The following is a 26,024-nucleotide window of genomic DNA, read 5'->3' as shown; positions in this document are numbered from 1 at the left end:
GGCACGTCCGGCACCAGGGCGTGGACCCCGTCCCGTACGACGTGGCGGCCCGCCACGACCGTGTGCCGCACCTCTGCCGCGGACGCGGCGAATACCGCCGTCTCGGCTGCCAGACGGGGTGGCGGCCCTGCCGTTCTGACGGTGTCCAGGGCGACCGTCGTGAAGTCGGCGAGGGCGCCGGGCTCCAGGCGGCCGGCGTCGTGCCAGCCGAGGGCGGCCTGCCCGTCGGCGGTGGCGGCGCGCAGCAGCGCGGCGGCGGTCCAGTGGCCGCGGGTGCGGGTGCGGAGCCGTTCGTCGAGTTCCAGGGCCCGCGCCTCCTCCAGCAGGTCGATGACCGCGTGGCTGTCGGAGCCGAGGGACAGGGGGCTGCCCGCCGGCTGGAGGGCGGCGGCCGGGCCGATGCCGTCGGCGAGGTCCCGCTCGGTCGTCGGGCACATGCACACGCCGGTGCCCGCGGCGCCGAGGAGGGCGATGTCCTCGTCCGTGAGGTGGGTGGCGTGGACGGCGGTCGTGGTGTCCCGCCAGAAGCCCGCGTCGTGGAGCAGCCGGGCCGGGGTGCGGCCGTGCACGGCGAGGCACGCCTCGTTCTCGGCGGGCTGCTCGGAGAGGTGGATGTGCACGGGGAAGCCGTCGGTGCGGTCCGCGAAGGCGGCGTAGCCGTCGTCGTCGGAGAAGGCCCGCACGGAGTGGACGGCGGCCCCGATCCGGGCGTGCTCGCGGGGCTTGAGCGCGGACCACCGCTCGTACCATCCGTCGGCGGTGCCGTCGCCGAAGCGCAGCTGGGGTCCTTCGAGGGCGCGGTGGCCGTCGGCGGTGAGCCCGCCGTGGAGGTAGGCGGTGTCGAGGAGGGTGATGCGGATGCCGGCCTCGGCGGCGGCGGCGATCAGGGCCTCCCCCATCGCGTTGGGGTCGGCGTAGCGGGTGCCGCCCGGGGCGTGGTGGAGGTAGTGGAACTCGCCGACGGAGGTGATGCCGGCGAGGGCCATCTCGGCGTACACGGCGCGCGCGAGGGCGTGGTACGTGTCGGGGGTGAGCCGGGCCGCGGCCTGGTACATGGTCTCGCGCCAGGTCCAGAACGTGCCGGAGCCGACCTGGACGCGGCCGCGCAGGGCCCGGTGGAAGGCGTGGCTGTGGCTGTTGGCGAGGCCGGGGAGGGTGAAGCCGCGCAGGACGGTGGCGCCCGGGGGCGGCGCCGGGACGCCGGAGCGGACCGCCGTGAGGCGCCCGCCGGCGGTGTCCAGGACCACCCCGGAGGCGACGCCGCCGTCCGGCAGCCAGGCGTGCTCGGCCCAGTAGGCGGCGGTCAGCGGCATGCCAGGCCCTCCAGGACGTCGGCGAGGGCGTGGACGCCGGCGACGCAGTCGTCCTCCGCGGCGGTCTCGGCCGGGGAGTGCGAGACGCCCGTGGGGTTGCGGACGAACAGCATCGCGGTGGGGATCGTGCCGGACAGGATGCCCGCGTCGTGGCCGGCGCCCGTGCCGAGGACGGGGACGGGACGCTCCCCGTCGAGGATCGCGGCGAGTTCGTCGCGCAGGGCGTGCTCGAACTCGACGACGGGGGTGAAGGACTCGCGGACGACGGCGAGGTCCACGCCCTGGCGTGCGGCGGCGTCCCGGGCGGCGGCCTCGACGGCGGCCGTGACCTTGTCGAGGGTGTCCTGGTCGGCGGCGCGGGAGTCGAGCCAGCCGCGGACGAGGGAGGGGATGGCGTTGACGCCGTTGGGTTCGACGGCGACCTTCCCGAAGGTGGCGACGGCACCGGCGAGTTCGGCCTCGCGGCGGGCCGCGAGGACGGTGTCGGCGTACGGCAGCATCGGGTCGCGGCGGTCCACCAGCCGGGTGGTGCCGGCGTGGTTGGCCTCGCCGCGGAAGTCGTACCGCCAGCGGCCGTGCGGCCAGATGGCGGAGGCGATGCCGACCGGGTCGCCGGACAGGTCCAGGGCGCGGCCCTGCTCGATGTGCAGCTCGACGAACGCGCCGATGCGGGCGAGGCGTTCCGGGTCGGGGCCGATGGCGGAGGGGTCGTACCCTGCGGCCTCCATGGCCTCCGGGAGGCTGGTGCCGTCGCCGTCGCGCAGCGCGTACGCGGCTTCCCTGGTGAGCCGGCCGGCGCTGAGCCGGGAGCCGACGCAGGCGAGGCCGAAGCGGGCACCCTCCTCGTCGCCGAAGTTGACGACGGCGACGGGCCGGGTGAACGCCGTTCCCCGGGAGCGGAGTTCGTCGAGGGCGGCGAAGGAGGACACGACGCCGAGGGGGCCGTCGAAGGCGCCGCCGTCCGGTACGGAGTCCAGGTGGGACCCGGTGACGACGGCGTCGCCCGCGGCGGGGTCGCCGAGCCAGGCCCACTGGTTGCCGTTGCGGTCGGTCTCGTACGCGAGGCCGCGGGCCTGGGCCTGCTCCTGGAACCAGGTGCGGCAGTCGGCGTCCGCGCCGGTCCAGGCGTAGCGGCGGTAGCCGCGGGTGGCGCTGTCGCGGCCGATGCCGCGCAGGTCCGCCCACATGGTGTGGAAGGAGTCGCCCGCGGCCGGCACCCGGGTGGGGCCGTCGGCGGTGTGCCGCTGGTCTCCGGCGGTCATCCGGACTCGCCCTCCCGCATCGGGACGCGGACGCCGCGCTCGCCGGCGACGGACTCGGCGATGTCGTAGCCGGCGTCGACGTGGCGGATGACGCCCATGCCGGGGTCGTTGGTGAGGACGCGGCGGACCTTCTCCCCGGCGAGCTTCGTGCCGTCGGCGACCGTGACCTGGCCCGCGTGGATCGAGCGGCCCATGCCGACGCCGCCGCCGTGGTGCAGGGAGACCCAGGACGCGCCGGAGGCGACGTTGACCATAGCGTTCAGCAGCGGCCAGTCCGCGATGGCGTCGGAGCCGTCGAGCATGGCCTCGGTCTCGCGGTACGGGGAGGCGACGGAGCCGCAGTCGAGGTGGTCGCGGCCGATGGCCAGCGGGGCCTGGAGCTCGCCGGACGCCACCATGTCGTTGAAGCGCTCGCCGGCGCGGTCGCGCTCGCCGTAGCCGAGCCAGCAGATCCGGGCGGGCAGGCCCTGGAAGTGGACGCGGTCGCCGGCCATCCTGATCCAGCGGGCGAGGGACTCGTTCTCCGGGAAGAGGTCGAGGACCGCCTTGTCCGTCTTGGCGATGTCGGACGCCTCGCCGGAGAGGGCCGCCCAGCGGAAGGGGCCCTTGCCCTCGCAGAACAGGGGGCGGATGTAGGCGGGGACGAAGCCGGGGAAGGCGAAGGCCCGCTCGTAGCCGGCGAGCTGGGCCTCGCCGCGGATGGAGTTGCCGTAGTCGAAGACCTCGGCACCGGCGTCCATGAAGCCGACCATCGCCTCGACGTGCCGGGCCATGGACTCCCGGGCGCGGGTGGTGAACCCGGCCGGGTCCTTGGCGGCGGCGTCGGCCATGTCCTCGAAGGCGGTGCCGACGGGCAGGTACGCCAGCGGGTCGTGGGCGCTGGTCTGGTCGGTGACGATGTCGATCGGCGCGCCCAGGGCGAGGAGCTGCGGCACCAGTTCGGCCGCGTTGCCGAGGACGCCGATGGACAGGGGGCGGCGGGCGTCGCGCGCCTCCACGGCGAGCTGGAGGGCGTGGTCCAGGCTGTCGGCCTTCACGTCGAGGTAGCGGTGCTCGATGCGGCGCTCGATGGCGCGCGGGTCGCAGTCGATGCACAGCGCGACCCCGTCGTTCATGGTGACGGCGAGCGGCTGGGCGCCGCCCATGCCGCCGAGTCCGGCGGTGAGGGTGATGGTCCCGGCGAGGGTGCCGCCGAACTTCTTGGCGGCGACGGCGGCGAACGTCTCGTACGTGCCCTGGAGGATGCCCTGGGTGCCGATGTAGATCCAGGACCCGGCGGTCATCTGCCCGTACATGGTGAGGCCGAGGGCCTCCAGGCGGCGGAACTCCTCCCAGTTCGCCCAGTCGCCGACCAGGTTCGAGTTGGCGATGAGGACGCGCGGCGCCCACTCGTGGGTCTGCATGACGCCGACCGGGCGGCCCGACTGGACGAGCATCGTCTCGTCGGCCTTGAGGGTGCGCAGCGTGCGGACCATCGCGTCGAAGGAGCGCCAGTCGCGGGCGGCCCTGCCGGTGCCGCCGTAGACGACGAGCTTGTCGGGGTGCTCCGCGACCTCGGGGTCGAGGTTGTTCTGGAGCATGCGCAGGGCGGCTTCCTGCTGCCATCCCAGGGTGCTCAGCTCCGTACCGCGCGGGGCTCGTACCGGGCGGGGTCCTGACATGGCGTGCCTCCTGGCGTGACCGTCCGACTGACGATGGGCTATTCACATCCTGCTGCACTGAATAGATGTAGTCAACAGCTGCGCGGCGGCCCGCCGGGTGTTTCGCTGGAGGGCATGGCCTCCGACCACCGCGACCGGGCCGTGCACGCGGCCGTCGCGCACGCGCTGCTCTCCGACGCCGCGCCCGTCGCCGCCCTCCTGGACGTCTCCGGCGTCCGCGCCTCGGCCGCCGCGCTGCGGGCCGCGTTCGCCGCGGTGACCGCGCCCGGCACGCCCGTGCTGCACGCCTTCGCCGTCAAGGCGTGCCCGCTGGTGCCCGTCCTGCGCCTGCTGCACCGGGAGGGGCTGGGTGCGGAGACGGCGAGCCCCGGCGAGCTGGCGCTCGCCCGGGCCGCCGGCGTCCCCGCGGAGCGCACCGTCCTGGACTCCCCCGCCAAGACCACCGCCGAACTGCGCGAGGCCCTCGCCTTCGGTGTCGCCGTCAACGCCGACAACCCGCAGGAGCTGGCCCGCCTCGACTCCCTCCTCGCGACGGGTCCCGCCCCGCGCGGCCCGCTCGGCCTGCGCGTCAACGCCCAGGTGGGACCCGGGACCATCGGGTCGCTGTCCACCGCCACGGCCACGTCGAAGTTCGGGGTGGCCCTGCGCGACGAGGGAGCGCGGGAGTGGATCGTGCGCGCCTTCCTCGACCGCCCCTGGCTGACCCGCCTCCACACGCACTCCGGCTCGCAGGGGCTCACCCTGCCGCAGATGGCCGCGGGCGTGCGGGCCGTGTACGGGCTGGCCGAGGAGATCAACGCCGCCGCCGGCGACCGCCGCGTCGACACGGTCGACATCGGCGGCGGCCTGCCGGTGAACTTCGCCTCGGACGCCGTGTCGCCGACGTACGGGCAGTACGCGCGGCTGCTCGCCGCCGAGGTGCCGGGGCTGTTCGACGGGCGGTACGGGCTGGTCACCGAGTTCGGCAGGTCGCTGCTGGCCAAGCACGGCACGCTGCTGGCGCGCGTCGAGTACACCAAGACGTCCGGGTCCCGCCCGATCGCGGTCACCCACGCGGGCGTCCAGGTGGCGACGAGGACGGTCTACGACCCGGCGTCCTGGCCGCTGCGCCTCGCGGTGTACGACGCCGAGGGCGTCCCGCGGACCGGCCCACCGGTCGACCAGGACGTGGCGGGCCCCGCCTGCTTCGCCGGGGACCTGCTGGCCGTGGCGCGGCCGCTGCCCCCGCTCGCACCCGGCGACGTGGTCGCGGCGCTCGACACCGGCGCCTACTACTTCGCCCACCACTACGGGTACAACTCGCTGCCCCGGCCCGGCGTGTACGGCTACGCCGTGCGGCCCGACGGGACCGTGCGCTTCGCGACCGTGCGGGCACCCCAGCGGCCCTCCGACGTCGTCGCCGAGGCGGGCGGCGGGCAGCGGGACGCCCTGCTGGCGGAGTAGGACGGCGGACCCTACCGCGCCGGGGGCACGTTCCACTGGAAAATGCCCGAAGTCCCTCCATGAGGCTCGACGTTGCGTAACCTCTCCGTCACCGACACACACTCGTGACGCACACCTGGGGAGGGATTCGCGCGTGCCCGGAATTGACGAATGCCTGCTGGAGGCGATGACCCTACCGGGTGCGCGCGGCGCGGCGCTCGTCGACTGGACCAGCGGACTCGCCCTGGGCGCGGTCGGCGAGTCACCGGTCGGCGACCACGGGCGGAGCGCGGCTGAGGCGGCCGAACTGGCCCGCACGGCCGCGGAGTACGAGTGCTTCGCCGCCCAGGACGCCCCCGCGGAGGACGTCATCGTCGGGTCCGGCAACGGCTACCACGTGCTCCGGTTCGTCGTCACGAACTTCGAGAGCAGCCTCTTCCTCCACCTGTGGCTCGACCGGGACACCGGCAACCTCGCCCTCGCCCGGCTGCGCCTGCGGGACCTGGCGGAACGGCTGGTGCTCTGATGGCGGCGACCGTCCTCTCCCCCCTGCTGCGGCGGCTGGCAGCCGACCGGGCGACCGGGGCGCTCGTCCGGGACCACGGCACCCTGTACCTCGTCGACGGGGCCGTCGTGCACGCCGAGAGCCCGTACGCCCCCGGCCTCGACGCCCTCCTCGGCACGGCCGCGCCGCGCCCCCCGGTCGGGGCGGGCGAGTGGGAGATCTGCCGCCTCGGCGCCCTCTACGACGCGGCGTTCTTCGCCCTGGCGCCCGGCCGCGGCCCCGCCCGCTTCCGGTACGGCGACGCGGCGCCCGGCGCCGCGCACCCCGCACCCGGCCACCCCGGCGCGGCACCCGGCCGCCCGGTCTCCGCCGCCGACGTCGAACGGGAGACCCTGCGCCGCCGGGCCCTCCTGGACCGCGTGTGGCCCCACCCGGTCGTCGACACCGCGCCCGTCGTCCCCGCCCGCATGCCCCGCGGCCGCACCGCCGGCGTCCGCGGGCGCGCCCTGCTGGCCCGCGCGGACGGACGGCACACCCCCACCCAGCTCGCCCACACGCTGGGCCGCCCCGCCTTCCACACCCTGCTGGAGGTCCGCCGGCTGGCCGCCGCAGGGCTCGTGGAGACCCCCCAGGCCACCGCACCGCGGACCCCGCCCGCACCGACCCCACCCGTACCGTCCCCGCGCGCCCCGCACGGGGGACACCGCACCCCCCGCACCCCCATTGCCCCACCTGTCGCCGCTCCCGACGTCGACCTGCTCCGCCGGGTCCGAGACCTTCTGGAGGCACGCTTGTGAACACCGCCTCATGAGGCGCGCCCTGCGGCAGCGCGCCGAGAAGCGCCAACTGCTGTCCGCCGAGCCGTACGTCCTCGGGGAACTGAGGCGGCTGCGGTCGCGGGTCCCCCGGCTCACCGGGGCGCTCGCGGCCTGCGACGGCTTCGTCCTGGCCCACGACGTCCCCGGCGGCGACACGGAGACGGTCGCCGCGCTCACCGCCGCCGCCGTCGGCGCCGCCCGCGGGCTGGCCGGCGCCGCAGCGGTCGGGGGCCTGCGCGAACTGCTGCTCCGCGGCGAGCACGGGTACGTCGCCGCGTACGCGGCGGGGGGCGCCGCCATCCTCACCCTGCTTGCCGAGCCCGAGGTGAACGTGGGCCGGCTGCACCTCGAAGGACGCCGGTCGGGCGCCCTCATCGGGGAGCTCGTGGACGGCGCCCTCGTACGCCCCGATCCGCCCCCGCAGACCCCCTGACCCCATCCGAACACCGCATCCCCAGCACACCGGGCACGCCCGGCACACCCAGCACACGAACGAAAGGAAGCACCATCATGGCCAACGCGGAGACCGCCCTCAAGGAAGCCATGACCGCGATAGACGGGGCGGTCGGCGCCGCGCTCGTCGACTACACCAGCGGCATGGCCCTCGGCACGGTCGGCGGCGGCAAGGACCTGGACCTCACCGTCGCCGCCGCGGGCAACACCGACGTGGTCCGCGCCAAGGTGCGGACCATGGAGATGCTGGGCCTCAAGGACGAGATCGAGGACATCCTCATCACCCTCGGCGGCCAGTACCACCTGATCCGGCTGCTCAAGGCACGCGGCACCAACGGCCTGTTCCTGTACCTGGCACTGGACAAGGGCCGCGCCAACCTGGCCATGGCCCGCCACCAGCTGCGGCGGATCGAGGCGGAGCTGGACGTCTGAGCAGCAGGGGCCTCAGCGGCGCCGTGCCCCGCCCGGTACGGCGTCGCCCGCGGCGACACCCGTGGCCCTGAACTCCTCGACCCCCGGGCCGACCGGCGCGCCGCCCCGGGTCAGCCGGTCCACCGACACCCACAGCAGCTGCTCGGCGGCGCTCTCCCGCCGCCCGAGCCACAGCGCCTTCAGCCACAGCCCGGTGCCCAGCCCGGCCAGCAGCAGGCCGACGGCGCCCGGCACGGCGAGGGAGGACGCCACCGCGGCGGGCAGGGCGAGCAGCAGCCACCAGCGCCGGCCCCGCCGCCAGTTCCGCAGGGTCACGGCACGGTCCTGGAGGATGTCGGCGCGGGCGGCCCGCCCGGCCCCCTCCGCCAGCCGCAGGTACCGTCCGCGCCGCACGAGGGGCACGACGGCCGCCGCGACGAGGAAGAGCAACAGCCCGGTCAGCAAACCGATGCGCCGCCCGGTCACGCCGGGCAGCAGCGCCCCGGCGGCCGCCCCCAGCAGCCCCGACCACACCAGGGGCGCCGCCCCCGCCCGTACCACCACGGCCACTCTCGCCAGCGCCTGCCGTTCGCGCGCCACTGCTCCGCCTCCTGTCCGGTTGTCCGGTTTCCGTACGTCTCGGCGGCGGAAGGTTACCCGCGTTCGGTGAGAGTCCCCTGAGAAGGCCGCTACTCGACGAACAGTCCCCGGGCCGCCGCCCGCGCGTCGAACTCCTCCAACCGGGCCTGCGCCTCCGGCAGCCCGTCGCACATCGACTCCAGCAACACCCGGCCCAGCAGCATGGGGGCGCAGGCCGTGTCGAAGGCGAGCGCCGTACCGACGGCCGCGGGCAGCAGCAGGTCGCTGTGCGCGGCCACGGGCGCGAACGCCGAGTCGGCGACGGTGACCGTGGTCAGCCCGGCCCCCTTGGCGTACGCGAGGGCGTCGACGACCTCGCGCGGATGCCGGGGCAGCGCGAAGCAGAGCAGCGCGGACGCCCCGGCCCGTACGGCGGCGTCGATGCGGTCGGTGAGCATCGAACCGCCCTCGTCGAGAAGCCGCACGTCCGGGTGCACCTTCGCGGCGAAGTAGGCGAAGCCCCCTGCCTGCGGTGACGACGCCCGCAGCCCGAGGACGGGCAGGGGTCGCGAGGAGGCCAGCAGCCGCCCGGCCCGCTCGACCGGCTCGGGGTCGGCGAGCAGGTCGGCGAGGTGGCGCAGGTTCGCGATCTCGGCGCGGACCGCCTTCTGGTACGCGTTGCCCTCGTCGCCGTCGCCCGCGGCGGCCCCGGACCCGCCCGGCGCGGCCTCCTCCCGCAGGTACCTGCGCAGGGCGGGGTACCCGTCGAAGCCGAGCGCCACCGCGAAGCGGGTGACGGACGGCTGGCTGACGCCGGCCAGCTCGGCGAGCTCCACGCTCGACAGGAACGGCACGTCGGCGGCGCGCCGCACCATCCAGTGGGCGATACGCCGCTGGGTCGGCGTCAGCCGGTGGCCCTCGAACAGCGCTTGCAGCCGGGCTCCCGGACCGTCGTTCATGATGCTCCCCTTCTCCGTCACCGCCGCACGCACTATTCAGATTCCCACGCCTCTGCATGCACCTATGCAGCCGGGCCCGCACGGCACGGCTCCGGAGAGCCCGTGGCCGCCGTCGGCGGAGCAGGCCGGGACGCCAGGGCGTGCGTGCCGGTGCGGCGGGAGCGGCGACCGAACGGGGTGGCCGACCGGGGGCGGCCCGCGGCGCGTCCTGTGAACCGCGGCGGAACAGGGGCCGGTCGGGGCGGCCGGTCGCGGCGCGCGTGGCCGCGGACCGCCCCGGGCCGGAGGGCGGACGGGCCGCCGGGGCGCGGGACGGGCGGTCGGCGTGGCGGGAGGCGCGCCCACGCCAGGGGGCAGCCCTGCTGCCGGTCCCGGCGGGGCGCCCGGCGTGGACGGCATCCGCCCGGCGGGCAGGAGGCGGGAAGCGGATCGTGCGGGGACCGCCGCACCCCCGGTTCCGGGGGGCGGGACGACGGCGGTCCCCGCGGGGGACACGGGCCCGGGTCAGGGCCGGTCTCCGCGTCCGGCGGCGTCGTGACGGAGGCCCGGGAGCCGCTCCGGAAGTCCGTGACGCCGACAACTCAAAGGTGCCGGAGCCGTGTTAAGCCGGTGCTGCCGGTACGTGACGTGCTCGTACCGTTTGCGGGAAGGCCCGCCCACCGGCACCGTGCCGCACCGCCGCACCGTGGCCCCAGCGGTGCGGCACGGTGCCGGCATGCCCACGGCCCTCCCCGCCGGACCGGCGGGGAGGGCCGTGAGCGTCCGCCGCACGCCCGGGTGCGGCAGCCCGTGCTACTTGGCGTCGCGCGCCAGGAACGCCAGCAGGTCCTGGCGGCTCACCACACCGGTGGGCTTGCCCTCCACCAGCACGATCGCCGCGGAGGCCCGTCCGAGCACCGCCATCAGGTCCTCGACCGGCTCCCCGGAGCCGACCTGCGGCAGCGGGGCGCTCATGTGCTTCTCCAGGGGGTCGTTCAGCGAGGCCCGCTGGGTGAAGAGCGCCTCCAGCAGCTCCCGCTCGACGACGGAGCCGACGATCTCGGCGGCCATGACGTCGGGGTGGCCGGCGCCCGGCTTCACGACGGGCATCTGCGACACGCCGTACTCGCGCAGCACCTCGACGGCCTGGCCGACGGTCTCCTCCGGGTGCATGTGCACCAGCGTGGGGATCGCGCCGCCCTGCTTGTCGCCGAGCACGTCACCCACGCGCGCGGACGGGCCGGCCTCCTCCAGGAAGCCGTAGTCCGCCATCCACTCGTCGTTGAAGATCTTGCTGAGGTAGCCGCGGCCGCTGTCCGGCAGCAGGACCACGACGACGTCGTCCGGGCCGAGCTTCCGGGCCGCCTCCAGCGCGGCGACGACGGCCATGCCGCAGGAGCCGCCGACCAGCAGGCCCTCCTCCTTGGCGAGGCGGCGGGTCATCTGGAACGCGTCCTTGTCGGAGACCGCGATGATCTCGTCCGTGACGTTCTGGTCGTACGCGGTCGGCCAGAAGTCCTCGCCGACGCCCTCGACCAGGTAGGGGCGGCCCGAGCCGCCCGAGTAGACGGAGCCCTCCGGGTCGGCGCCGATGACCTTCACCTTGCCGCCGCTGACCTCCTTCAGGTAGCGGCCGGTGCCGGAGATGGTGCCGCCGGTGCCGACGCCCGCCACGAAGTGCGTGATCCTGCCGTCGGTCTGCTCCCACAGCTCGGGGCCGGTGCTCTCGTAGTGCGAGCGCGGGTTGTTCGGGTTGGAGTACTGGTCGGGCTTCCACGCCCCCGGGGTCTCCCGCACCAGCCGGTCGGAGACGTTGTAGTACGAGTCCGGGTGCTCCGGGTCGACGGCCGTCGGGCAGACGACGACCTCGGCGCCGTACGCGCGCAGCACGTTGATCTTGTCCGTGGACACCTTGTCCGGGCAGACGAAGATGCACTTGTAGCCCTTCTGCTGGGCCACGATCGCCAGGCCGACACCGGTGTTGCCGGAGGTGGGCTCCACGATCGTGCCGCCCGGCTGGAGCTCACCGCTCGCCTCGGCCGCTTCGATCATGCGCAGGGCGATGCGGTCCTTGACCGAACCGCCGGGGTTGAAGTACTCGACCTTGGCCAGGACGGTCGCCTGGATGCCCGCGGTCACACTGTTGAGCTTCACCAGCGGGGTGTTGCCGACGAGGCTGATCATCGAGTCGTGGTATCGCACCGTTAAGTCTCCGGGGTCTCCGTAGTGGTCCAGCCAGCGTAAGCCGAGTGGATGCGTAGGCGGGCGCGGTTACGGGGCAGGAACCTCAGAGACGGTGTTCACGCACGGTGTGCACAGTGGTACGGAGAGCCGTTACGGGAGGAGGTGGCCGTCCATGTCGAGGGCACGAGTGGCACGGCGGATCGCCGCGGGCGCGGCGTACGGGGGCGGCGGCCTCGGCCTGCTGGGGGTGGCGGCGGTCGGGGTGGTCCTGGCCGAGGTGCAGTTGGCGAAGCGCTCGGTGGGTGGCGGCGTGGCCCCGCTGCCGCCGGCGGCGGACGGGCTGTACGGGCGGGCGTTCGACGGCATACCGCTGCGGCTCGCCATGCTCGGCGACTCGACGGCGGCCGGGCAGGGGGTGCGGCGGGCGGGCCAGACTCCGGGGGCGCTGCTGGCGTCGGGCCTGGCGCAGGTGGCGGAGCGGTCCGTGGAGCTACGGAACGTGGCGCTGCCCGGGGCGCGCTCGGACGACCTGGAACGGCAGGTCACGCTGCTGCTGGCGCTCCCGGGCCCGACCCCGGACGTGTGCGTGATCATGATCGGGGCGAACGACGTCACCCACCGGGTGCCGCTGACGGCGTCGGTGCGGTACCTGTCGGAGGCGGTGCGGCGACTGCGGGACGCGGGTGCGGAGGTGGTGGTCGGGACCTGCCCGGACCTGGGCACGATCGAGCCGGTGTACCAGCCGCTGCGGTGGCTGGCGCGACGCCTGTCCCGGCAGCTCGCGGCGGCGCAGACGATCGTGGCGGTGGAGCAGGGCGGGCGCACGGTGTCGCTGGGCGACCTGCTGGGCCCGGAGTTCGCGGCGAACCCCCGGGAGATGTTCGGGGTGGACAACTACCACCCGTCGGCGGAGGGGTACGCCACGGCGGCGATGGCGGTGCTGCCGTCGGTGTGCGCGGCGCTCGGGGTGTGGCCGGAGCCGGACGTCCTGGACGCGGACCGGCGCGAGGGGGTGCTGCCGGTCGCGCAGGCCGCCGCGGAGGCAGCGGAGGAGGCCGGTACGGAGGTCACGGGCGTACGGGCGCCGTGGGCGCTGCTCAAGCACCGCAGACGCCGGCGGCTGGAGACCCCGGGTGCCCGCCCCGGAGCCCGCGGGGGCTCCCGCCCCGGAGGAGTCGGGAGCGGAGCGGCGGGGAGCCCCGTCCCCGGAGTCCGGCCACTGACGCCCGCCGCCGCCTCCCAAGGCACGCGGCGCGGGGCGCGGCCGTGCGGGGGCTGGCCTCCGGGCCGGACTGAGCGCATGCTTAGAAGTGCGGTGGGGGTCACACGCCCCGAGCGGTGACCCCACGCGCTACGGAGAGGTAACTTCCCTCTCAGTTGCCCACCCCTTCCCTGGAGAGCCGTGATGCCCGAAGCCGTGATCGTCTCCGCCGCCCGCTCCCCCATCGGCCGGGCCTTCAAGGGCTCGCTGAAGGACCTTCGGCCTGACGACCTGACCGCCACGATCATCCAGGCGGCGCTCGCCAAGGTGCCCGAGCTCGATCCGCGCGACATCGACGACCTGATGCTGGGCTGCGGTCTGCCCGGTGGTGAGCAGGGCAACAACCTGGCCCGGATCGTCGCCGTGCAGATGGGCATGGACCACCTGCCCGGTTGTACGCTCACCCGCTACTGCGCCTCGTCGCTGCAGACGACGCGCATGGCGCTGCACGCCATCAAGGCCGGTGAGGGCGACGTCTTCGTCTCGGCCGGCGTGGAGACCGTCTCCCGCTATGTGAAGGGCAACTCCGACACGCTGCCGGACACCCACAACCCGCTGTTCGCGGAGGCCGAGGCCCGTACCGCGGAGCGCGCGGCGAACGGCGGCGAGGAGGTCTGGCACGACCCGCGCGAGGACGGCCTCGTCCCGGACGCGTACATGGCGATGGGCCAGACCGCGGAGAACCTGGCGCGGCTCAAGGGCGTGTCCCGTGAGGAGATGGACGAGTTCGGCGTGCGGTCGCAGAACCTCGCCGAGCAGGCCATCGCGAACGGCTTCTGGGAGCGCGAGATCACCCCGGTGACCCTCCCGGACGGCACGGTCGTGGCCAAGGACGACGGTCCGCGCGCGGGCGTCACGCTGGAGGGCGTGCAGGGCCTGAAGCCGGTGTTCCGCCCGGACGGACGGGTCACCGCGGGCAACTGCTGCCCGCTGAACGACGGTGCCGCCGCGCTGGTCGTCATGTCGGACACGAAGGCGCGGGAGCTGGGCCTGACCCCGCTGGCCCGGGTGGTGTCCACCGGCGTCTCGGCGCTGTCCCCGGAGATCATGGGGTACGGCCCGGTCGAGGCCAGCAGGCAGGCGCTGAAGCGCGCGGGCCTGACGATCGACGACATCGACCTGGTGGAGATCAACGAGGCGTTCGCCGCGCAGGTGATCCCGTCGTACCAGGACCTGGGCATCCCGCTGGACAAGCTGAACGTGAACGGCGGGGCGATCGCCGTGGGCCACCCCTTCGGCATGACCGGCGCCCGCATCACCGGCACCCTGATCAACAGCCTCCAGTTCCACGACAAGCAGTTCGGCCTGGAGACGATGTGCGTGGGCGGCGGCCAGGGCATGGCGATGGTCATCGAGCGGCTGAGCTGAGACGCAGCGCAGCGGAGTCGAAGTTCAGCGCGACCATCAACCGGTGCGGCTGAGCTGAGACGCAGCGCAGCGGAGTCGAAGTTCAGCGCGACCATCAGCCAGTGCGGCTGAGCTGAGACGCAGCGCAGCGGAGTCGAAGCTGAGTGCGGCCAGCGACCGGTGCGGCGCAGTCGGGCGGTGGCTCCGCCGGTGCCCGTGAGGCGTGGGGCGACCTGCGCCGTATGACGCCCGGCTAACCGTTCCGCGTCCCTGCCGTGACCGAATCTCCCCCAGGATGTGACCTACATCCCGGGGGAGATTCGTTTTTGCAGGTCACAGCCGTGGGAGCGGTGAACGGCGGCAGAAGAAACCGGTGCAATCCGTGACGTAAGGCACTGACAAGGGGGCGAGTTCCACGACAAGCTGATGTAGGAAGTGCGGGGGATCGATTGAAACCGGGAGTAAGTCAGTGAGCGCCATGTCTTTCGCCCTGCTGCTGACGACGGCCACCGCCACGGCTGTGGGCGCCGCCGCCTTGTTCACGGCCCGCGGACTGCGCCGGCAGATGGCCGCGCTGCGCGACGAGCTCGCCGCCGCCCGGCCGACCGCCGACCTCCCGCTGCTCTCGGTGCCGCACGCCCGTACGGACGGAGCGCCGACCGCCGAGGCGGCGGCCACCGCCGACGAGATACGCACCGCCGTCGCCGAGGCACTGGCCGAGGAGCGGGAGCGCGAGCTGGCCGAGGCGAGGGCGTTCTGGGCGGCGCAGGAGGCACGGGACGCCGCCGACTCCCCCGCGTCCCTCCTGGGCGGGGCCTCCGCCCTGCAGGCCACCGACGACGAGGGGCCGTACTTCGTGCCCCGCCAGGCGGACTTCACCGGCCTGGAGGCGCTGGACCTGGACGACGTCACGTACCCGGAGGGCCCCGACCCGCTCGCCGGTCTCGCGGAACTCGCCGACCTGACGGCGGACCCGCTGGCCGACCTGCCGGAACTCACCACGGCTCACGAGGGTGTGACCGACCACCCCGAGGACTCCCCCGAGCTGGCTGCGGCCCGCCGCCGCCACCCCTCGCACCCGGACTTCGTGCCGGTGCGGACGCCCGTGGTCACCGACCACGAGCGCACGGTGTCCCGCCTGGAGGAGCTCGCCGCGGCCGGCACGGCGCTCACGGACGTGCGCCCCGGGCCGCTCGGCACCCTGGACGTGTACGTGTTCGCGGACGGCACCACGCTGTGCATGACGCCCGGCCACCGGGAGACCGCCGAGCGCCTCGCGGAGGCGCTGCGCGAGGGTGCGACGCCCGTCCTGCTGGGGGGCTCCGAGGTGTCCGGCGCGTACGCCCTGACGTTCTCCTGCGGCGCCGGCACCGACGAGAACGTGTACATCCTCGCGGACCGCGTCATCGCGTCGCTCTGAGCCCGCCGCGGGGCTTCCCGGGCCGGTCCGGCCGACGGGCGTGCCCTCGCGTCGCTCCGCCGGGACCACGATGCGGTCAGGGACGCACCACCGCCGCGGTCAGGCACCCGCACGGGGGCCCTGACAAGGGTCGCCCGGCAGCCGTAACGGCCCCGCCGAAAGCCCGGGGCGCCCGTGCCCGCCTTCTACAGGCCGGACCCGGCCGCCGCCGCGCGGACCAGGTCCACCGCCTCGTCCAGCTGCCCGCGCAGCGCTGCGCGCTGCTCCGCCGAGGCGGCCCGGGCGCAAGCAGCGTGCCAGGCCTCGGCGAAGTCCGCCGCCGCGACGGCCAGCTGGTCCCCCACGGCGAAGGGGCCCGCGTCCGGCATCACCCTGGAGGGCCCCGTCGGCTCCTCCAGGCGGCCGGCCCGCAGCGCCAACTCCCGGGCCAGGGAGAGCCCTTCGGCCGCCCCGCCCCGCTGAAGGCGGCTCTGCGGGGCGGCCCGCAGCCGGTCCGCGAACCGTCCGGCGGCCTCGGTCAGTTCAGTGGTCTCACGCACGCCGCGACCCTACGCGCCGGAACGGCACTGTTGCCAACGGGCGAACACTCGGGCACCGTGACGTGAAGGAGCACATGCGCACAGCGTCCGGAGGCGCCGATGTCCCACGTCTTCTCCGAGGAAACCCATCGCAATCTTCTCTCCCGCATTCCCCACTGCACCGGCCGTGAAGTGGCCGAGTGGCTTCGCACCGTCGAGGAAGGCCCCTCACTCCTGCGTTTCGAGGAGAAGGTGAGCTGGCTCCGGAGTGAACACGACCTGGCTTACGGTCACGCCAAAGCGATCATCCACGAGTACGACCTGAGGCGCGCGGCGCGCAAGCTGCTCTGACTCCGGAGAAGGACGGGAACGGCGGAGGGCCCGCCCGGCGCGATGCCGGGCGGGCCCTCTCACACTTGTGTGACGGGACGGTCAGTCGTCGCCGGACAGGATCTGGATGAGCCGCAGGAACTCCAGGTAGATCCAGACCAGTGTCATCGTCAGACCGAAGGCCGCCAGCCACGACTCCTCGCGGGGGGCGCCGTAGGTGATGCCGTCCTCGACCTGCTTGAAGTCCAGGGCGAGGAAGCAGGCACCGAGGATGATGCCGATGATGCCGAACACGATGCCGAGGCCGCCGCTGCGGAAGCCGAGGCCGTCACCGCCGCCGAAGACGGCGAACAGCATGTTCACGGCCATCAGCAGCACGAAGCCGATCGCCGCCGCCATGACGAAGCCGTAGAAGCGGCGGGTCACGCGGATCCAGCGCATCTTGTACGCGATCAGCACGCCGGCGAACACCGACATCGTGCCGAGCACCGCCTGCGGGACGGCGCCCGCGGAGACGTAGGTGGTGACGGCGCTGGAGATGACGCCCAGGAAGACGCCCTCGAAGGCCGCGTACAGCAGGATGATCGCCGGGGACGGCTTGCTCTTGAAGGACTGGATCATCGCGAAGACGAAGGCCACGAGGGCCGCGCCGATCCCGATGCCGTACGACGTGCCCAGGTTCGCCGCGTCGACCGGCAGCAGGAACCAGGCGAGCGTGGCCGTCACGAAGACCGTGCCGAGCGTGATGGCGGTACGCGACACCACGTCGTCGATGGTCATGGCGCCGGTACGGGCCGGGGCCTGCGCCGGAGCGCCGACCGTGGCGTCCTGCGCGTACGGGTTGGTGGCGTACGGATTCGTCGCGTACGGGTTCGTTCCAGCGGCGGGGCCCCCGGCCTGCTGCTGCGCGTTGAAGTTCGCGTAGCCCTTGTCGCGGCTGAATCCCCGTCGCGAGAAGACCGGGTTACTGCTCCTCATCTCACTCCTCCATGGCCGCCGTGCGCGGCCTTGCGACAAGAGTAATGGGGACGCAAAAGAAACACCCTAGTGCTCCAGGAGGATCTTTCCGGCCGAACGTATCGATCACATATCGGCCGCTGCCTCGGAAGCCGCCGCGGGGGCGTCGCCGGCCCGTGGGTGGGGACATTCCGGAATTCGCCGCCCGGCTGCCGAAGTGACACCGGGTGAGGTGCACCACACCCGCCCACGGCGGTCCGCCCACCCGCCCCAGCTCCGGCCGCTCCGCCCGGGACCGTCGCCCCTGCCCGCCGGCCGACGACGGGTACGACCCTCCGGCTCCCTGCGGCGCGCGGGATGCGGCGCGAAGCCACCGGAGGCACGCTGTCGGCATGACCCCCGACCACCCCCCACCGGGCCCACCCGCCGGCCCCGTCCGCCCCCAACCGGGGACGCCGCCCCCGTCCCGCCCCGCCCGCACGGCGGTCACCCACGGTGCGGCGGCCCTGGTCGGTTTGGGGGCCGGACTGCTCGTCGGCCTCCTCGCCGCCCCTGGTGGCGACGGAACGCCCGAGGCCGGCACGACCGTGACGGCCACGGTGACCGCCACCGCGTCACCACCGGCCACCGCGGCCGCGCGGCCCCCGGACACACCCGCGTCTGCCTCCGGCATCCCGAGCAGTGAGATCCCCGGCGACGGCACGTTCCTGATCGGCGAGGACATGGCACCAGGCGTGTACCGGAGCAGCGGCCCGGCGGACGCCGCCACCGGCTTCTGTTCCTGGTTCCGGCTCAAGGGGACGACGGGCGCGGCGGAGGACATCATTGCCGGGAACGCCGGGCAGGGGCCGGCCACCGTGACGGTGCTGCCCGGCGACAAGGCGTTTCAGACCCAGGGTTGCGCGCCCTGGAAGAGGGTGTCCGACGATGAGTGAGGCGTGATGCCGGGGCCCACGCGCCGGCGGCACGCGCAGGCTGTGCGTCAGGGGCCGCGACGCGGAGGCGCGTCGCGGGTGCGGGGATGGGACGGTTCCGCGGCCGGCCGACGAGGGCGGGCAGGCGCGAGGGCCGTGGCGCGGACGGGAGACGCGCGGGCGGACGTGCCGTTCGCGAGGGTCACGGCCCCTACGCGAGTGAAGTGCCCGGAGCCGGACTCGAACCGGCACGGCCAGAGGCCAGCGAGGTTTAAGCTCGCCGTGTCTGCATTCCACCACCCGGGCTACGCGCGGCTCCGCGTCAGCACACGAGCCTATCCGGGTGAGGTCCCCCGAACAGCGGACTTACGGCTCGATGTTGTCTTATTTTATTGAGGTCTGAGGGGGCGTCAGCACCCCCAGGGGGCGTTGCGCAGCAGCGGCGCGGGGTTCGCGGCCGCACATCCCGCCCCCGGGGAATGACGGAAAGTCGCCGTCCGTCACGGCGCGTCCCGACGGGGGGCCGTCGGCGCCGGGTCTCAGGGTGACCGTCATACCTCAGGAGGAGACCGCCACCCCGCGGTCCGACTCCAGTCGGCCCCGGGAACGGGCACGGGGGCGGACGTGCGGCGGGGTTCCGGCGCGGACGATGGAACACGTCCTCGAAGAACGCCATGTGTGACAGGAGCCCCCTCGTGATCCCCACCTCGACCGCCCCCCGCGCCGCGACCTCGGTGGCCGCCCGCGCCCAGGATCTGAGCAAGGTCTACGGAGAGGGGGAGACCCGGGTGGTCGCTCTCGACCGCGTCACGGTGGAGTTCCCGCAGGGCGAGTTCACCGCGATCATGGGCCCGTCCGGCTCCGGCAAGTCGACGCTGATGCACTGCGTGGCCGGCCTGGACAGCTTCACCTCCGGTTCGGTGCGCATCGGCGACACCGAGCTGGGGACCCTGAAGGACAAGCAGCTCACCCAGCTGCGCCGGGACAAGATCGGCTTCATCTTCCAGGCGTTCAACCTGCTGCCGACGCTGACCGCGCTGGAGAACATCACCCTCCCGATGGACATCGCGGGCCGCAAGCCGGACCGGGAGTGGATGGACCGGGTCATCGACATGGTGGGCCTGTCCGGCCGGCTGAGCCACCGCCCGGCGCAGCTCTCCGGGGGCCAGCAGCAGCGCGTCGCCGTGGCGCGGGCCCTCGCCTCCCGACCGGAGATCATCTTCGGTGACGAGCCGACCGGCAACCTGGACTCGCGCTCCGGCGCGGAGGTGCTGGGCTTCCTGCGCAACTCGGTGCGGGAGCTGGGGCAGACGGTCGTGATGGTGACCCACGACCCGGTGGCCGCGTCGTACGCGGACCGCGTGATCTTCCTGGCGGACGGCCGGATCGTCGACGAGATGCTGCGGCCCACGGCGGACGGGGTGCTGGACCGCATGAAGGAGTTCGACACCAAGGGCCGCACGAGCTGAGCCGTAAGGGCCGGCCACCGCGCCGAGCCGTACGCGCCACCCCCGCACACACCCGGACCCCGCCACCCACCCCAGGACCCGTAACCATGTTCCGTACCGCCCTGCGCAATGTGCTCGCGCACAAGGCCAGGCTGCTGATGACCGTGCTCGCCGTGATGCTCGGCGTGGCCTTCGTCAGCGGCACCCTCGTCTTCACCGACACCCTCAACAACGCCTTCCGCAGCCAGTCCGCCAAGAGCTACGACGACGTCGCCGTCGCCGTGAGCTCGTACGCCGACCCCAACAGCGCCACGGAGGAGCCCGGCATATCCGAGGCCACGCTCGGCAGGATCGGCGACCTCGACGGCGTCGCCTCGGCCACCGGCCGGGTACAGGGCTTCGCCGGCGTACCCGACGGCGACGGCAAGCTGATCGGCGTCGGCTGGTCCAACAAGGGCTCGAACTTCGCTCCCGGCGCGGACGGCAAGGACCCGCAGTACGCGTTCGTCGAAGGCGGCGGCCCGACCGCGGCCGACCGGATCGCGCTCGACAAGGCGACCGCCGAGGCCGGCGGGTACAAGGTCGGCGACTCCGTGCGGGTCGCCACCAACGGGCCGGTGAAGGAGTACACCCTGCAGGGCGTCTTCACCACCGACGACGGTGCCGTCAGCGCGGGCGGCAGCCTGGTGCTGTTCGACACCGAGGCCGCCCAGAAGCTGTTCCTCAAGCCCGGCTTCTTCGAGGAGGTCACCGTCGTCGCCGACAAGGGCGCCGACGACGGGAAGATCCTCGACGCGGTCCTGCCGCTGCTGCCGGACAACGCCGTGGCGAAGACCGGTCAGGCGCTCGCCGACGAGCAGGCCAAGGAGATCGAGGAGGGACTCGGCGCGTTCAACCAGATCCTGCTGGGCTTCGCCGGCATCGCGCTCTTCGTCGGTGTCTTCCTCATCGCGAACACCTTCACGATGCTCGTCGCGCAGCGCACCAAGGAGGTCGCGCTGATGCGGGCCGTGGGCGCGTCCCGCAAGCAGATCACCCGGTCGGTGCTGATGGAGGCCGCGATCGTCGGCCTCGTCGCCGCCGCCGCCGGCTTCGCCCTGGGCCTGGGCCTCGCGGTGGGGCTGCGCAGCGGCATGGCCGCCTTCGACCTGAAGGTGCCGGGCGGTCCGCTGGTGATCACCGCCGCTCCCGTCATCGCCGCCGTCGCCGTCGGTGTCCTGATCACGATGGTGGCCGCCTACCTGCCGGGCCGCCGCGCCGCGAAGATCCCGCCGGTCGCCGCGATGAACAGCATGCACGCCGCGCAGAGCCAGCGCTCGCTCGTCGTGCGCAACACCATCGGCGCGGTCATCGCCGGGCTCGGCGCCGCCCTGGTCGTGCTGGGCGCCGTCAAGGGCAGCGACACGGGCCGCTGGCTCATCGCCGGAGGCGCGTTCTTCACCCTCATCGGCATGATCGTGCTGATCCCGCTGCTGTCCCGGCCCGTCATCGCGCTCATCCGCCCGCTGTTCGTCCGCCTCTTCGGCATCTCCGGCCGGCTCGCCGGGCTGAACGCGGTCCGCAACCCGCGCCGCACCGGCGCGACCGCCTCCGCCCTCGCCATCGGGCTGACCCTGGTCACCGGCCTGTCGGTGATCGGTGTCACCGTCGGCCAGTCCATCGACCGGATGACCACCGACCAGATCAAGGCCGACTACATGGTCCAGATGGCCGGCGGCGGCTTCCTCGACCAGTCGGCGCTGACCGCCCTGGAGAAGGCGCCGGGCGTCACCGCGGTCTCCCCGCAGCAGGCGGCCTACCTGGAGCTGGACGGCCACTTCGCGTCCGCGTCCGCCGTCACCGCCGGCGCCCTCGGACAGGTGCTGCACGTCGAGATCGTCGACGGCTCCCTGGACTCCCTCGCCCAGGGCCGGATCGCGGTCGCCGAGAAGACCGCGGAGGCCCGCGGCTGGAAGGTCGGCGACACCCTGGAGGCCACCTTCAACGACGACAAGAAGGGCAAGCTGACCGTCGGGGCCCTCTACGAGGACTCCGAGCTGCTCTCGCCGGTCGTGGTGGACACCTCCGTCGTCAACCCGCACGACGTGAAGCCGTACATCCCGCAGATCTACGTGAAGATGGACGGCGGCGAGTCCGCGGCCAACGAGAAGGCGCTGATCGGCGCGCTGGGCGACAACCCGGCGATGACCGTCCTGGACAAGAAGGACATCCGGGACCAGATCGGCGGCATGATCAACATGATGCTCAACATCGTGTACGGGCTGCTGGGGATGGCCCTGCTGATCGCCGTGCTGGGTGTGGTCAACACGCTGGCCATGTCGGTCTTCGAGCGCCAGCAGGAGATCGGCATGCTCCGGGCGATCGGCCTCGACCGCCGCCGGGTGAAGCGGATGGTGCGTCTGGAGGCCGTGGTCATCTCGCTGTTCGGCGCGGTGGTCGGCATCGGTCTCGGCACGTTCCTCGGCTGGGCCATCGGCGAGACCATCAAGGGCAGCCTCCCGGACTACGCCCTGGTGCTCCCCTGGGGCCGCATCGGGATCTTCCTGGTGCTGGCCGGACTCGTCGGCGTCCTCGCCGCGATGTGGCCGGCGCGCAGTGCGGCCAAGCTGAACATGCTGAGCGCGATCAAGGCGGAGTAGGCGCGTCCCGCTCCCCCGCCCGCCGGGCCGAGGGCCGGGTTCCCGTCACGGGAGCCCGGCCCTCGTGCCGTCCGGGCCGCGCGCCGGTGACGGTTCCGGAGCCACCGCCCTCCGCCCGTCGGCCGTCGGCCGCCGCGGACCGGAAGCGTGCTGCCGGCCGGGGCGGGGCAGCACCGCCGCACGGGGGCGGCGCGATCCTCCCGATGGCCAGCCGTCACACCGGCGGACCACCCTCGCACCGGGCGGCGCGGTCCTGCCCCCCGGCCCGCCTCGCACCGGGGCGGCGCGGCCTTGACGATGCCCCCGCCGGCACACCGGGCCGTACGCCGTCACCCGTGCGGCCCGCCGTCAGGCAGCCCCGCCCCCGCCCCAGGCGCGGCTGCGCAGCGGCATGCGGGAGGCTCCGGCGGAGGGGCCGGCGGCGGGGGTCTTCACGGCGAGGACCTGGTTGACGCCGATCCGGCCGCGTTCGAACGACACTGCCGACGCCGCCATGTAGAGCCGCCAGACCCGGGCGCGGGCCGGCGAGGTGAGGCGTACCGCCTCGTCCCAGCGGTCCTCCAGCCGGGCGACCCAGCGGCGGAGCGTCAGCGCGTAGTGCTCCCGGAGCGCTTCGAGGTCCCGCACCTCGAAACCGGCCTCCTCCAGCAGCGTGGTGGTGCGCCCCACGGGCGCGAGCTCCCCGTCGGGGAAGACGTACGCGTCGATGAACGGGTCGACGCGGTACGCCTGTTCGTCCGGCTCCGGGCGGCGGGAGATCTGGTGGTTGAGGAGCCGGCCGCCGGGCTTCAGCAGGCCGTACAGCGTGTCGGCGTACTGCCGGTAGGCGACCGCGCCGACGTGCTCGGCCATCCCGATCGACGCGATCGCGTCGTACGGGCCGTCGCGGACGTCACGGTAGTCCTGCACGCGGATCTCGATCCGGTCCGCGAGCCCCTCCTCGGCGATCCGCTTGCGGGCGTACCCGGCCTGCTCGGTGCTGAGGGTGACACCGGTGACGGCGGCGCCGTGGTGGCGGGCGGCGTGCAGGGCCAGGGAGCCCCAGCCGCAGCCGACGTCGAGCAGCCGGTCGCCGTCCCGGAGGCCGAGCTTGCGGCAGACCAGCTCCATCTTGTCGTGCTGGGCGGTCTCCAGGGTGCCGCCCTCCGACCAGTAGGCGCACGAGTACACCATCGACGGGCCCAGGACGAGCGCGTAGAAGTCGTTGCCGACGTCGTAGTGGTGGCTGATCGCCCGCCGGTCCCGCCCCCTGGTGTGCAGCGGGCCGCGGCGGCGCCGGACCTCCTCGGCCGGCGGCGGGGGCGGCGGCCACGGACCGGCGAGCCGCAGCAGTTCCGCGGCGGCCTCCCGGACCCGCGGGTCACGCACGCTCGGCGCGGTGTGCGGCCCCTCCCACACGGGGCCGGCGAGCCGGTCCAGCGCCTCGTACAGGTCGCCTTCGACATCCAGGTCACCGGAGACCCAGCCCCTGGCCAGGCCCAGTTCACCCGGCTTCCACAGCAGCCGGCGCAGGGCGCGCCGGTGGCGGACGACCAGGACGGGCACGTCGCCGCCGGGCGGCCCCGCCTCGCTGCCGTCCCAGGCCCGGACCCGCAGGGGGAGCGGGACGCCGGTCAGGTCCTCGGCGAGCGCGGCCAGCCGGGAAGCGGTGTCGGACATGGTGCACACCTCCATGACGCCATCGCAGGAAATGCTCGGCACCACGAAAACACCCCGGGGCGACGGAAAGCAGTCCCCAAACCACGCAAAGTCGCAGCCGTCCGCGCGCCACGCCCCGGAGCGCCGCGCCCCCGCACGCCCGGCTCGCCCGGCCGCCGCGCGCACGCCTGCGCGCCCGCGGACGGGACGCCCGCACCTGCCGGGAGACCGCCCTGACCGGGGGAGACCGCCCACACCGCGGCGCGACGCGCCCGGGGTGCGCGGCCCCGCGGGTCCGGCCCGGGTGCGCCCGCACACGCCTCCGGACACCGTGCCCCGGCCGGCCGGCGGCGTCAGGGGCCCGCGGCGCCGGATCGGGCGCGGGTACGCCGAAGGGCCGCCCGCACCACGGATGGCGGACGGCCCTTCAGGACGGCCGGGTCAGGAGGCCTTGGCCTTCTCCGGCTTCGACGCCGCGGGCGCCGGCGCCGGCTTGGCCGCCTCGTAGAACTCCTCGCGCGGCGACTCGATCGCGCCGAGCGACACGACCTCGCGCTTCAGGAACATCGCGAGCGTCCAGTCCGCGAAGATGCGGATCTTGCGGTTCCAGGTCGGCATGGCCAGACCGTGGTAGCCGCGGTGCATGTACCAGGCGAGACGGCCCTTGAGCTTGATCTTCATCTTGCCCATGACGATCATCGCCACGCCCTTGTGCAGGCCGAGGCCCGCGACGGCGCCCTTGTTGGCGTGCTCGTAGTCCTTCTGCGGGAAGCCCCGCATGCCGGAGACCACGTTGTCGCCGAGGACCTTGGCCTGACGCAGCGCGTGCTGGGCGTTCGGCGGGCACCAGGCGTTCTCGTTGCCCGCCTTGCGGCCGACGAGGTCCGGGACCTGGGCGTTGTCGCCCGCGGCCCAGATGTAGTCGGTGCCCTTGACCTGGAGCGTCGGCTCGCAGTCGACGTGGCCGCGGGGGCCGAGCGGGAGGCCGAAGCGGGACAGGGCCGGGTTCGGCTTGACGCCGGCGGTCCACACGATGGTGTTGGAGTCGACCTCCAGGCCGTTCTTCAGCACCACGTGGCCGTCGACGCAGGAGTCCATGGAGGTGTTGAGGTAGACCTCGATGCCGCGGCCCTCAAGGTGCTCCCTGCCCCACGTGCCCAGCTTGGGGCCGACCTCGGGGAGGATCTTGTCGGCGGCGTCCACCAGGACGAAGCGCATGTCCTCGCGGGACACGTTCTTGTAGTACTTGGCGGCGTCGCGGGCCATGTCCTCGACCTCGCCGATGGTCTCCGCACCAGCGAAGCCACCGCCGACGAAGACGAAGGTCAGCGCCCTGCGGCGGACCTCCTCGTCGGTGGTCGAGTCGGCCTTGTCGAGCTGCTCCAGCACGTGGTTGCGCAGGCCGATGGCCTCCTCGATGCCCTTCATGCCGATGCCCTGCTCGGCGAGGCCGGGGATCGGGAAGGTGCGGGAGACCGCGCCCAGCGCGACGACCAGGTAGTCGAACGGCAGCTCGTACGCCTCGCCCACGAGGGGGGCGATCGTCGCGACCTTCCGGTCCTGGTCGATGGTGGTGACCCGGCCGGTGAGGACCTCGGCCTTGGGCAGCACGCGTCGCAGCGGGACGACGACGTGCCGCGGCGAGATGCTGCCGGCGGCGGCTTCGGGGAGGAAGGGCTGGTACGTCATGTACGAGCGCGGGTCGACGACCGTGACGGTCGCCTCGCCGTAGCGCATCTTCTTCAGGATGCGGCGAGCTGCGTACAGGCCTACGTACCCACCGCCTACTACGAGGATCCTGGGACGCTCCGTGGTGCTCATGCCATCGAGTATCCACCCCCGTCCGAGGGGTCGCTCGTGCGCCCCTTCACAAGGTCCGGCGAGACCTCTGCTACACTGCGCCGCCCACGTGACCGATGTCATGGCGCAGGCCGGGAACCACGGTGTGACGGAAGACGTTGTTCACCTCCCCCTCACCCCCTGTGAACTGGCCCGGAGAGCTCTTG

The 26,024-nt window shown here is 73.8% G+C and carries 22 protein-coding genes and 1 tRNA gene; 12 read left to right on the top strand and 11 right to left on the bottom strand.

Annotated features, from left to right (window positions below):
* The 3 genes from BJP40_RS11195 to hutU form a co-directional block, all read right to left on the bottom strand.
* On the bottom strand, positions 1–1,313 hold a 1,313-nt coding region (locus BJP40_RS11195; protein ID WP_071280247.1), incomplete at its 3' end, for a formimidoylglutamate deiminase.
* Positions 1,304–2,575 carry an allantoate amidohydrolase gene (locus tag BJP40_RS11190; RefSeq protein WP_079171084.1) on the bottom strand — a complete coding sequence of 424 codons (1,272 nt, stop codon included), beginning with the start codon at positions 2,573–2,575 and terminating at the stop codon, positions 1,304–1,306. The genes BJP40_RS11195 and BJP40_RS11190, both read right to left, overlap by 10 nt.
* Positions 2,572–4,236: a urocanate hydratase gene (hutU, locus tag BJP40_RS11185; protein ID WP_071280239.1), complete on the bottom strand. Its 1,665-nt coding sequence runs from the start codon at positions 4,234–4,236 to the stop codon at positions 2,572–2,574. Before hutU ends, BJP40_RS11190 begins: the two co-directional genes overlap by 4 nt.
* Positions 4,237–4,350: 114 nt before the next feature.
* On the opposite strand from hutU, the gene BJP40_RS11180 reads away from it, so the two are divergent.
* From BJP40_RS11180 to BJP40_RS11160, 5 genes are all read left to right on the top strand, one after another.
* On the top strand, positions 4,351–5,679 hold the full coding sequence (locus BJP40_RS11180) for a diaminopimelate decarboxylase (protein WP_071280238.1): 1,329 nt from the start codon (positions 4,351–4,353) through the stop codon (positions 5,677–5,679).
* A 133-nt stretch (positions 5,680–5,812) separates the two neighbouring features.
* Positions 5,813–6,184, top strand: coding sequence for a hypothetical protein (locus BJP40_RS11175; RefSeq protein WP_071265928.1), 372 nt, complete (start codon positions 5,813–5,815; stop codon positions 6,182–6,184).
* Positions 6,184–6,960, top strand: coding sequence for a hypothetical protein (locus BJP40_RS11170; RefSeq protein WP_071280237.1), 777 nt, complete (start codon positions 6,184–6,186; stop codon positions 6,958–6,960). The genes BJP40_RS11175 and BJP40_RS11170 overlap by 1 nt, the downstream gene beginning before the upstream one ends.
* A 10-nt stretch (positions 6,961–6,970) precedes the next feature.
* On the top strand, positions 6,971–7,414 hold the full coding sequence (locus BJP40_RS11165) for a roadblock/LC7 domain-containing protein (protein ID WP_071272129.1): 444 nt from the start codon (positions 6,971–6,973) through the stop codon (positions 7,412–7,414).
* A gap of 77 nt (positions 7,415–7,491) precedes the next feature.
* Positions 7,492–7,866: a hypothetical protein gene (locus BJP40_RS11160; protein WP_071280236.1), complete on the top strand. Its 375-nt coding sequence runs from the start codon at positions 7,492–7,494 to the stop codon at positions 7,864–7,866.
* Between the two features lie 12 nt (positions 7,867–7,878).
* Here the strand turns inward: BJP40_RS11160 and BJP40_RS11155 are convergent, their stop codons facing one another.
* The 3 genes from BJP40_RS11155 to BJP40_RS11145 form a co-directional block, all read right to left on the bottom strand.
* Positions 7,879–8,445, bottom strand: a complete 567-nt coding sequence (locus tag BJP40_RS11155) for a hypothetical protein (protein WP_071280235.1) — start codon at positions 8,443–8,445, stop codon at positions 7,879–7,881.
* A gap of 89 nt (positions 8,446–8,534) precedes the next feature.
* Positions 8,535–9,383 (bottom strand): MurR/RpiR family transcriptional regulator, encoded by an 849-nt coding sequence (locus tag BJP40_RS11150; RefSeq protein ID WP_071280234.1) that lies wholly within the window; start codon positions 9,381–9,383, stop codon positions 8,535–8,537.
* A gap of 792 nt (positions 9,384–10,175) precedes the next feature.
* Positions 10,176–11,564, bottom strand: coding sequence for a cystathionine beta-synthase (locus BJP40_RS11145; RefSeq protein WP_071272748.1), 1,389 nt, complete (start codon positions 11,562–11,564; stop codon positions 10,176–10,178).
* A 154-nt stretch (positions 11,565–11,718) separates the two neighbouring features.
* On the opposite strand from BJP40_RS11145, the gene BJP40_RS11140 reads away from it, so the two are divergent.
* The 3 genes from BJP40_RS11140 (at position 11,719) to BJP40_RS11130 (ending at position 15,574) form a co-directional block, all read left to right on the top strand.
* Positions 11,719–12,888 carry an SGNH/GDSL hydrolase family protein gene (locus tag BJP40_RS11140; protein ID WP_226962617.1) on the top strand — a complete coding sequence of 390 codons (1,170 nt, stop codon included), beginning with the start codon at positions 11,719–11,721 and terminating at the stop codon, positions 12,886–12,888.
* A gap of 63 nt (positions 12,889–12,951) precedes the next feature.
* Positions 12,952–14,175, top strand: coding sequence for an acetyl-CoA C-acetyltransferase (locus BJP40_RS11135; RefSeq protein ID WP_071269195.1), 1,224 nt, complete (start codon positions 12,952–12,954; stop codon positions 14,173–14,175).
* Positions 14,176–14,632: 457 nt separating this feature from the next.
* Positions 14,633–15,574, top strand: coding sequence for a hypothetical protein (locus BJP40_RS11130; protein WP_177204356.1), 942 nt, complete (start codon positions 14,633–14,635; stop codon positions 15,572–15,574).
* Between the two features lie 185 nt (positions 15,575–15,759).
* Here the strand turns inward: BJP40_RS11130 and BJP40_RS11125 are convergent, their stop codons facing one another.
* Positions 15,760–16,113, bottom strand: coding sequence for a hypothetical protein (locus BJP40_RS11125; protein WP_071280232.1), 354 nt, complete (start codon positions 16,111–16,113; stop codon positions 15,760–15,762).
* A 99-nt stretch (positions 16,114–16,212) separates the two neighbouring features.
* Here BJP40_RS11125 and BJP40_RS11120 point away from each other — a divergent pair, with 99 nt between their 5' ends.
* Positions 16,213–16,443 carry a DUF4287 domain-containing protein gene (locus BJP40_RS11120; protein ID WP_071269192.1) on the top strand — a complete coding sequence of 77 codons (231 nt, stop codon included), beginning with the start codon at positions 16,213–16,215 and terminating at the stop codon, positions 16,441–16,443.
* A gap of 81 nt (positions 16,444–16,524) precedes the next feature.
* On the opposite strand, the gene BJP40_RS11115 is transcribed toward BJP40_RS11120, so the two are convergent.
* On the bottom strand, positions 16,525–17,400 hold the full coding sequence (locus tag BJP40_RS11115) for a Bax inhibitor-1/YccA family protein (RefSeq protein ID WP_071280231.1): 876 nt from the start codon (positions 17,398–17,400) through the stop codon (positions 16,525–16,527).
* 371 nt (positions 17,401–17,771) lie between these two features.
* Between BJP40_RS11115 and BJP40_RS11110 the strand changes: the two genes are divergently transcribed.
* On the top strand, positions 17,772–18,314 hold the full coding sequence (locus tag BJP40_RS11110) for a hypothetical protein (protein ID WP_071280230.1): 543 nt from the start codon (positions 17,772–17,774) through the stop codon (positions 18,312–18,314).
* Between the two features lie 204 nt (positions 18,315–18,518).
* On the opposite strand, the gene BJP40_RS11105 is transcribed toward BJP40_RS11110, so the two are convergent.
* Positions 18,519–18,599 (bottom strand) — tRNA-Leu (locus BJP40_RS11105).
* 392 nt (positions 18,600–18,991) lie between these two features.
* Between BJP40_RS11105 and BJP40_RS11100 the strand changes: the two genes are divergently transcribed.
* Positions 18,992–19,762: an ABC transporter ATP-binding protein gene (locus BJP40_RS11100; protein WP_371258624.1), complete on the top strand. Its 771-nt coding sequence runs from the start codon at positions 18,992–18,994 to the stop codon at positions 19,760–19,762.
* 86 nt (positions 19,763–19,848) lie between these two features.
* Positions 19,849–22,380 (top strand): ABC transporter permease, encoded by a 2,532-nt coding sequence (locus BJP40_RS11095; RefSeq protein ID WP_071280229.1) that lies wholly within the window; start codon positions 19,849–19,851, stop codon positions 22,378–22,380.
* Between the two features lie 348 nt (positions 22,381–22,728).
* Here BJP40_RS11095 and BJP40_RS11090 read toward each other — a convergent pair whose 3' ends face one another.
* Together BJP40_RS11090 and BJP40_RS11085 are read right to left on the bottom strand one after the other, a co-directional pair.
* Positions 22,729–24,039 (bottom strand): cyclopropane-fatty-acyl-phospholipid synthase family protein, encoded by a 1,311-nt coding sequence (locus tag BJP40_RS11090; RefSeq protein ID WP_071280228.1) that lies wholly within the window; start codon positions 24,037–24,039, stop codon positions 22,729–22,731.
* A gap of 420 nt (positions 24,040–24,459) precedes the next feature.
* The gene (locus BJP40_RS11085; protein ID WP_079171083.1) at positions 24,460–25,839 is read right to left on the bottom strand and encodes an NAD(P)/FAD-dependent oxidoreductase; all 1,380 of its coding nucleotides are present in this window, start codon (positions 25,837–25,839) and stop codon (positions 24,460–24,462) included.
* Positions 25,840–26,024: the final 185 nt, after the last annotated feature.

The sequence above is a fragment of the Streptomyces sp. CC53 genome (assembly GCF_001865245.1).
Lineage (GTDB): Bacteria > Actinomycetota > Actinomycetes > Streptomycetales > Streptomycetaceae > Streptomyces.
This window is presented reverse-complemented; position numbering and strand designations above follow the sequence as displayed.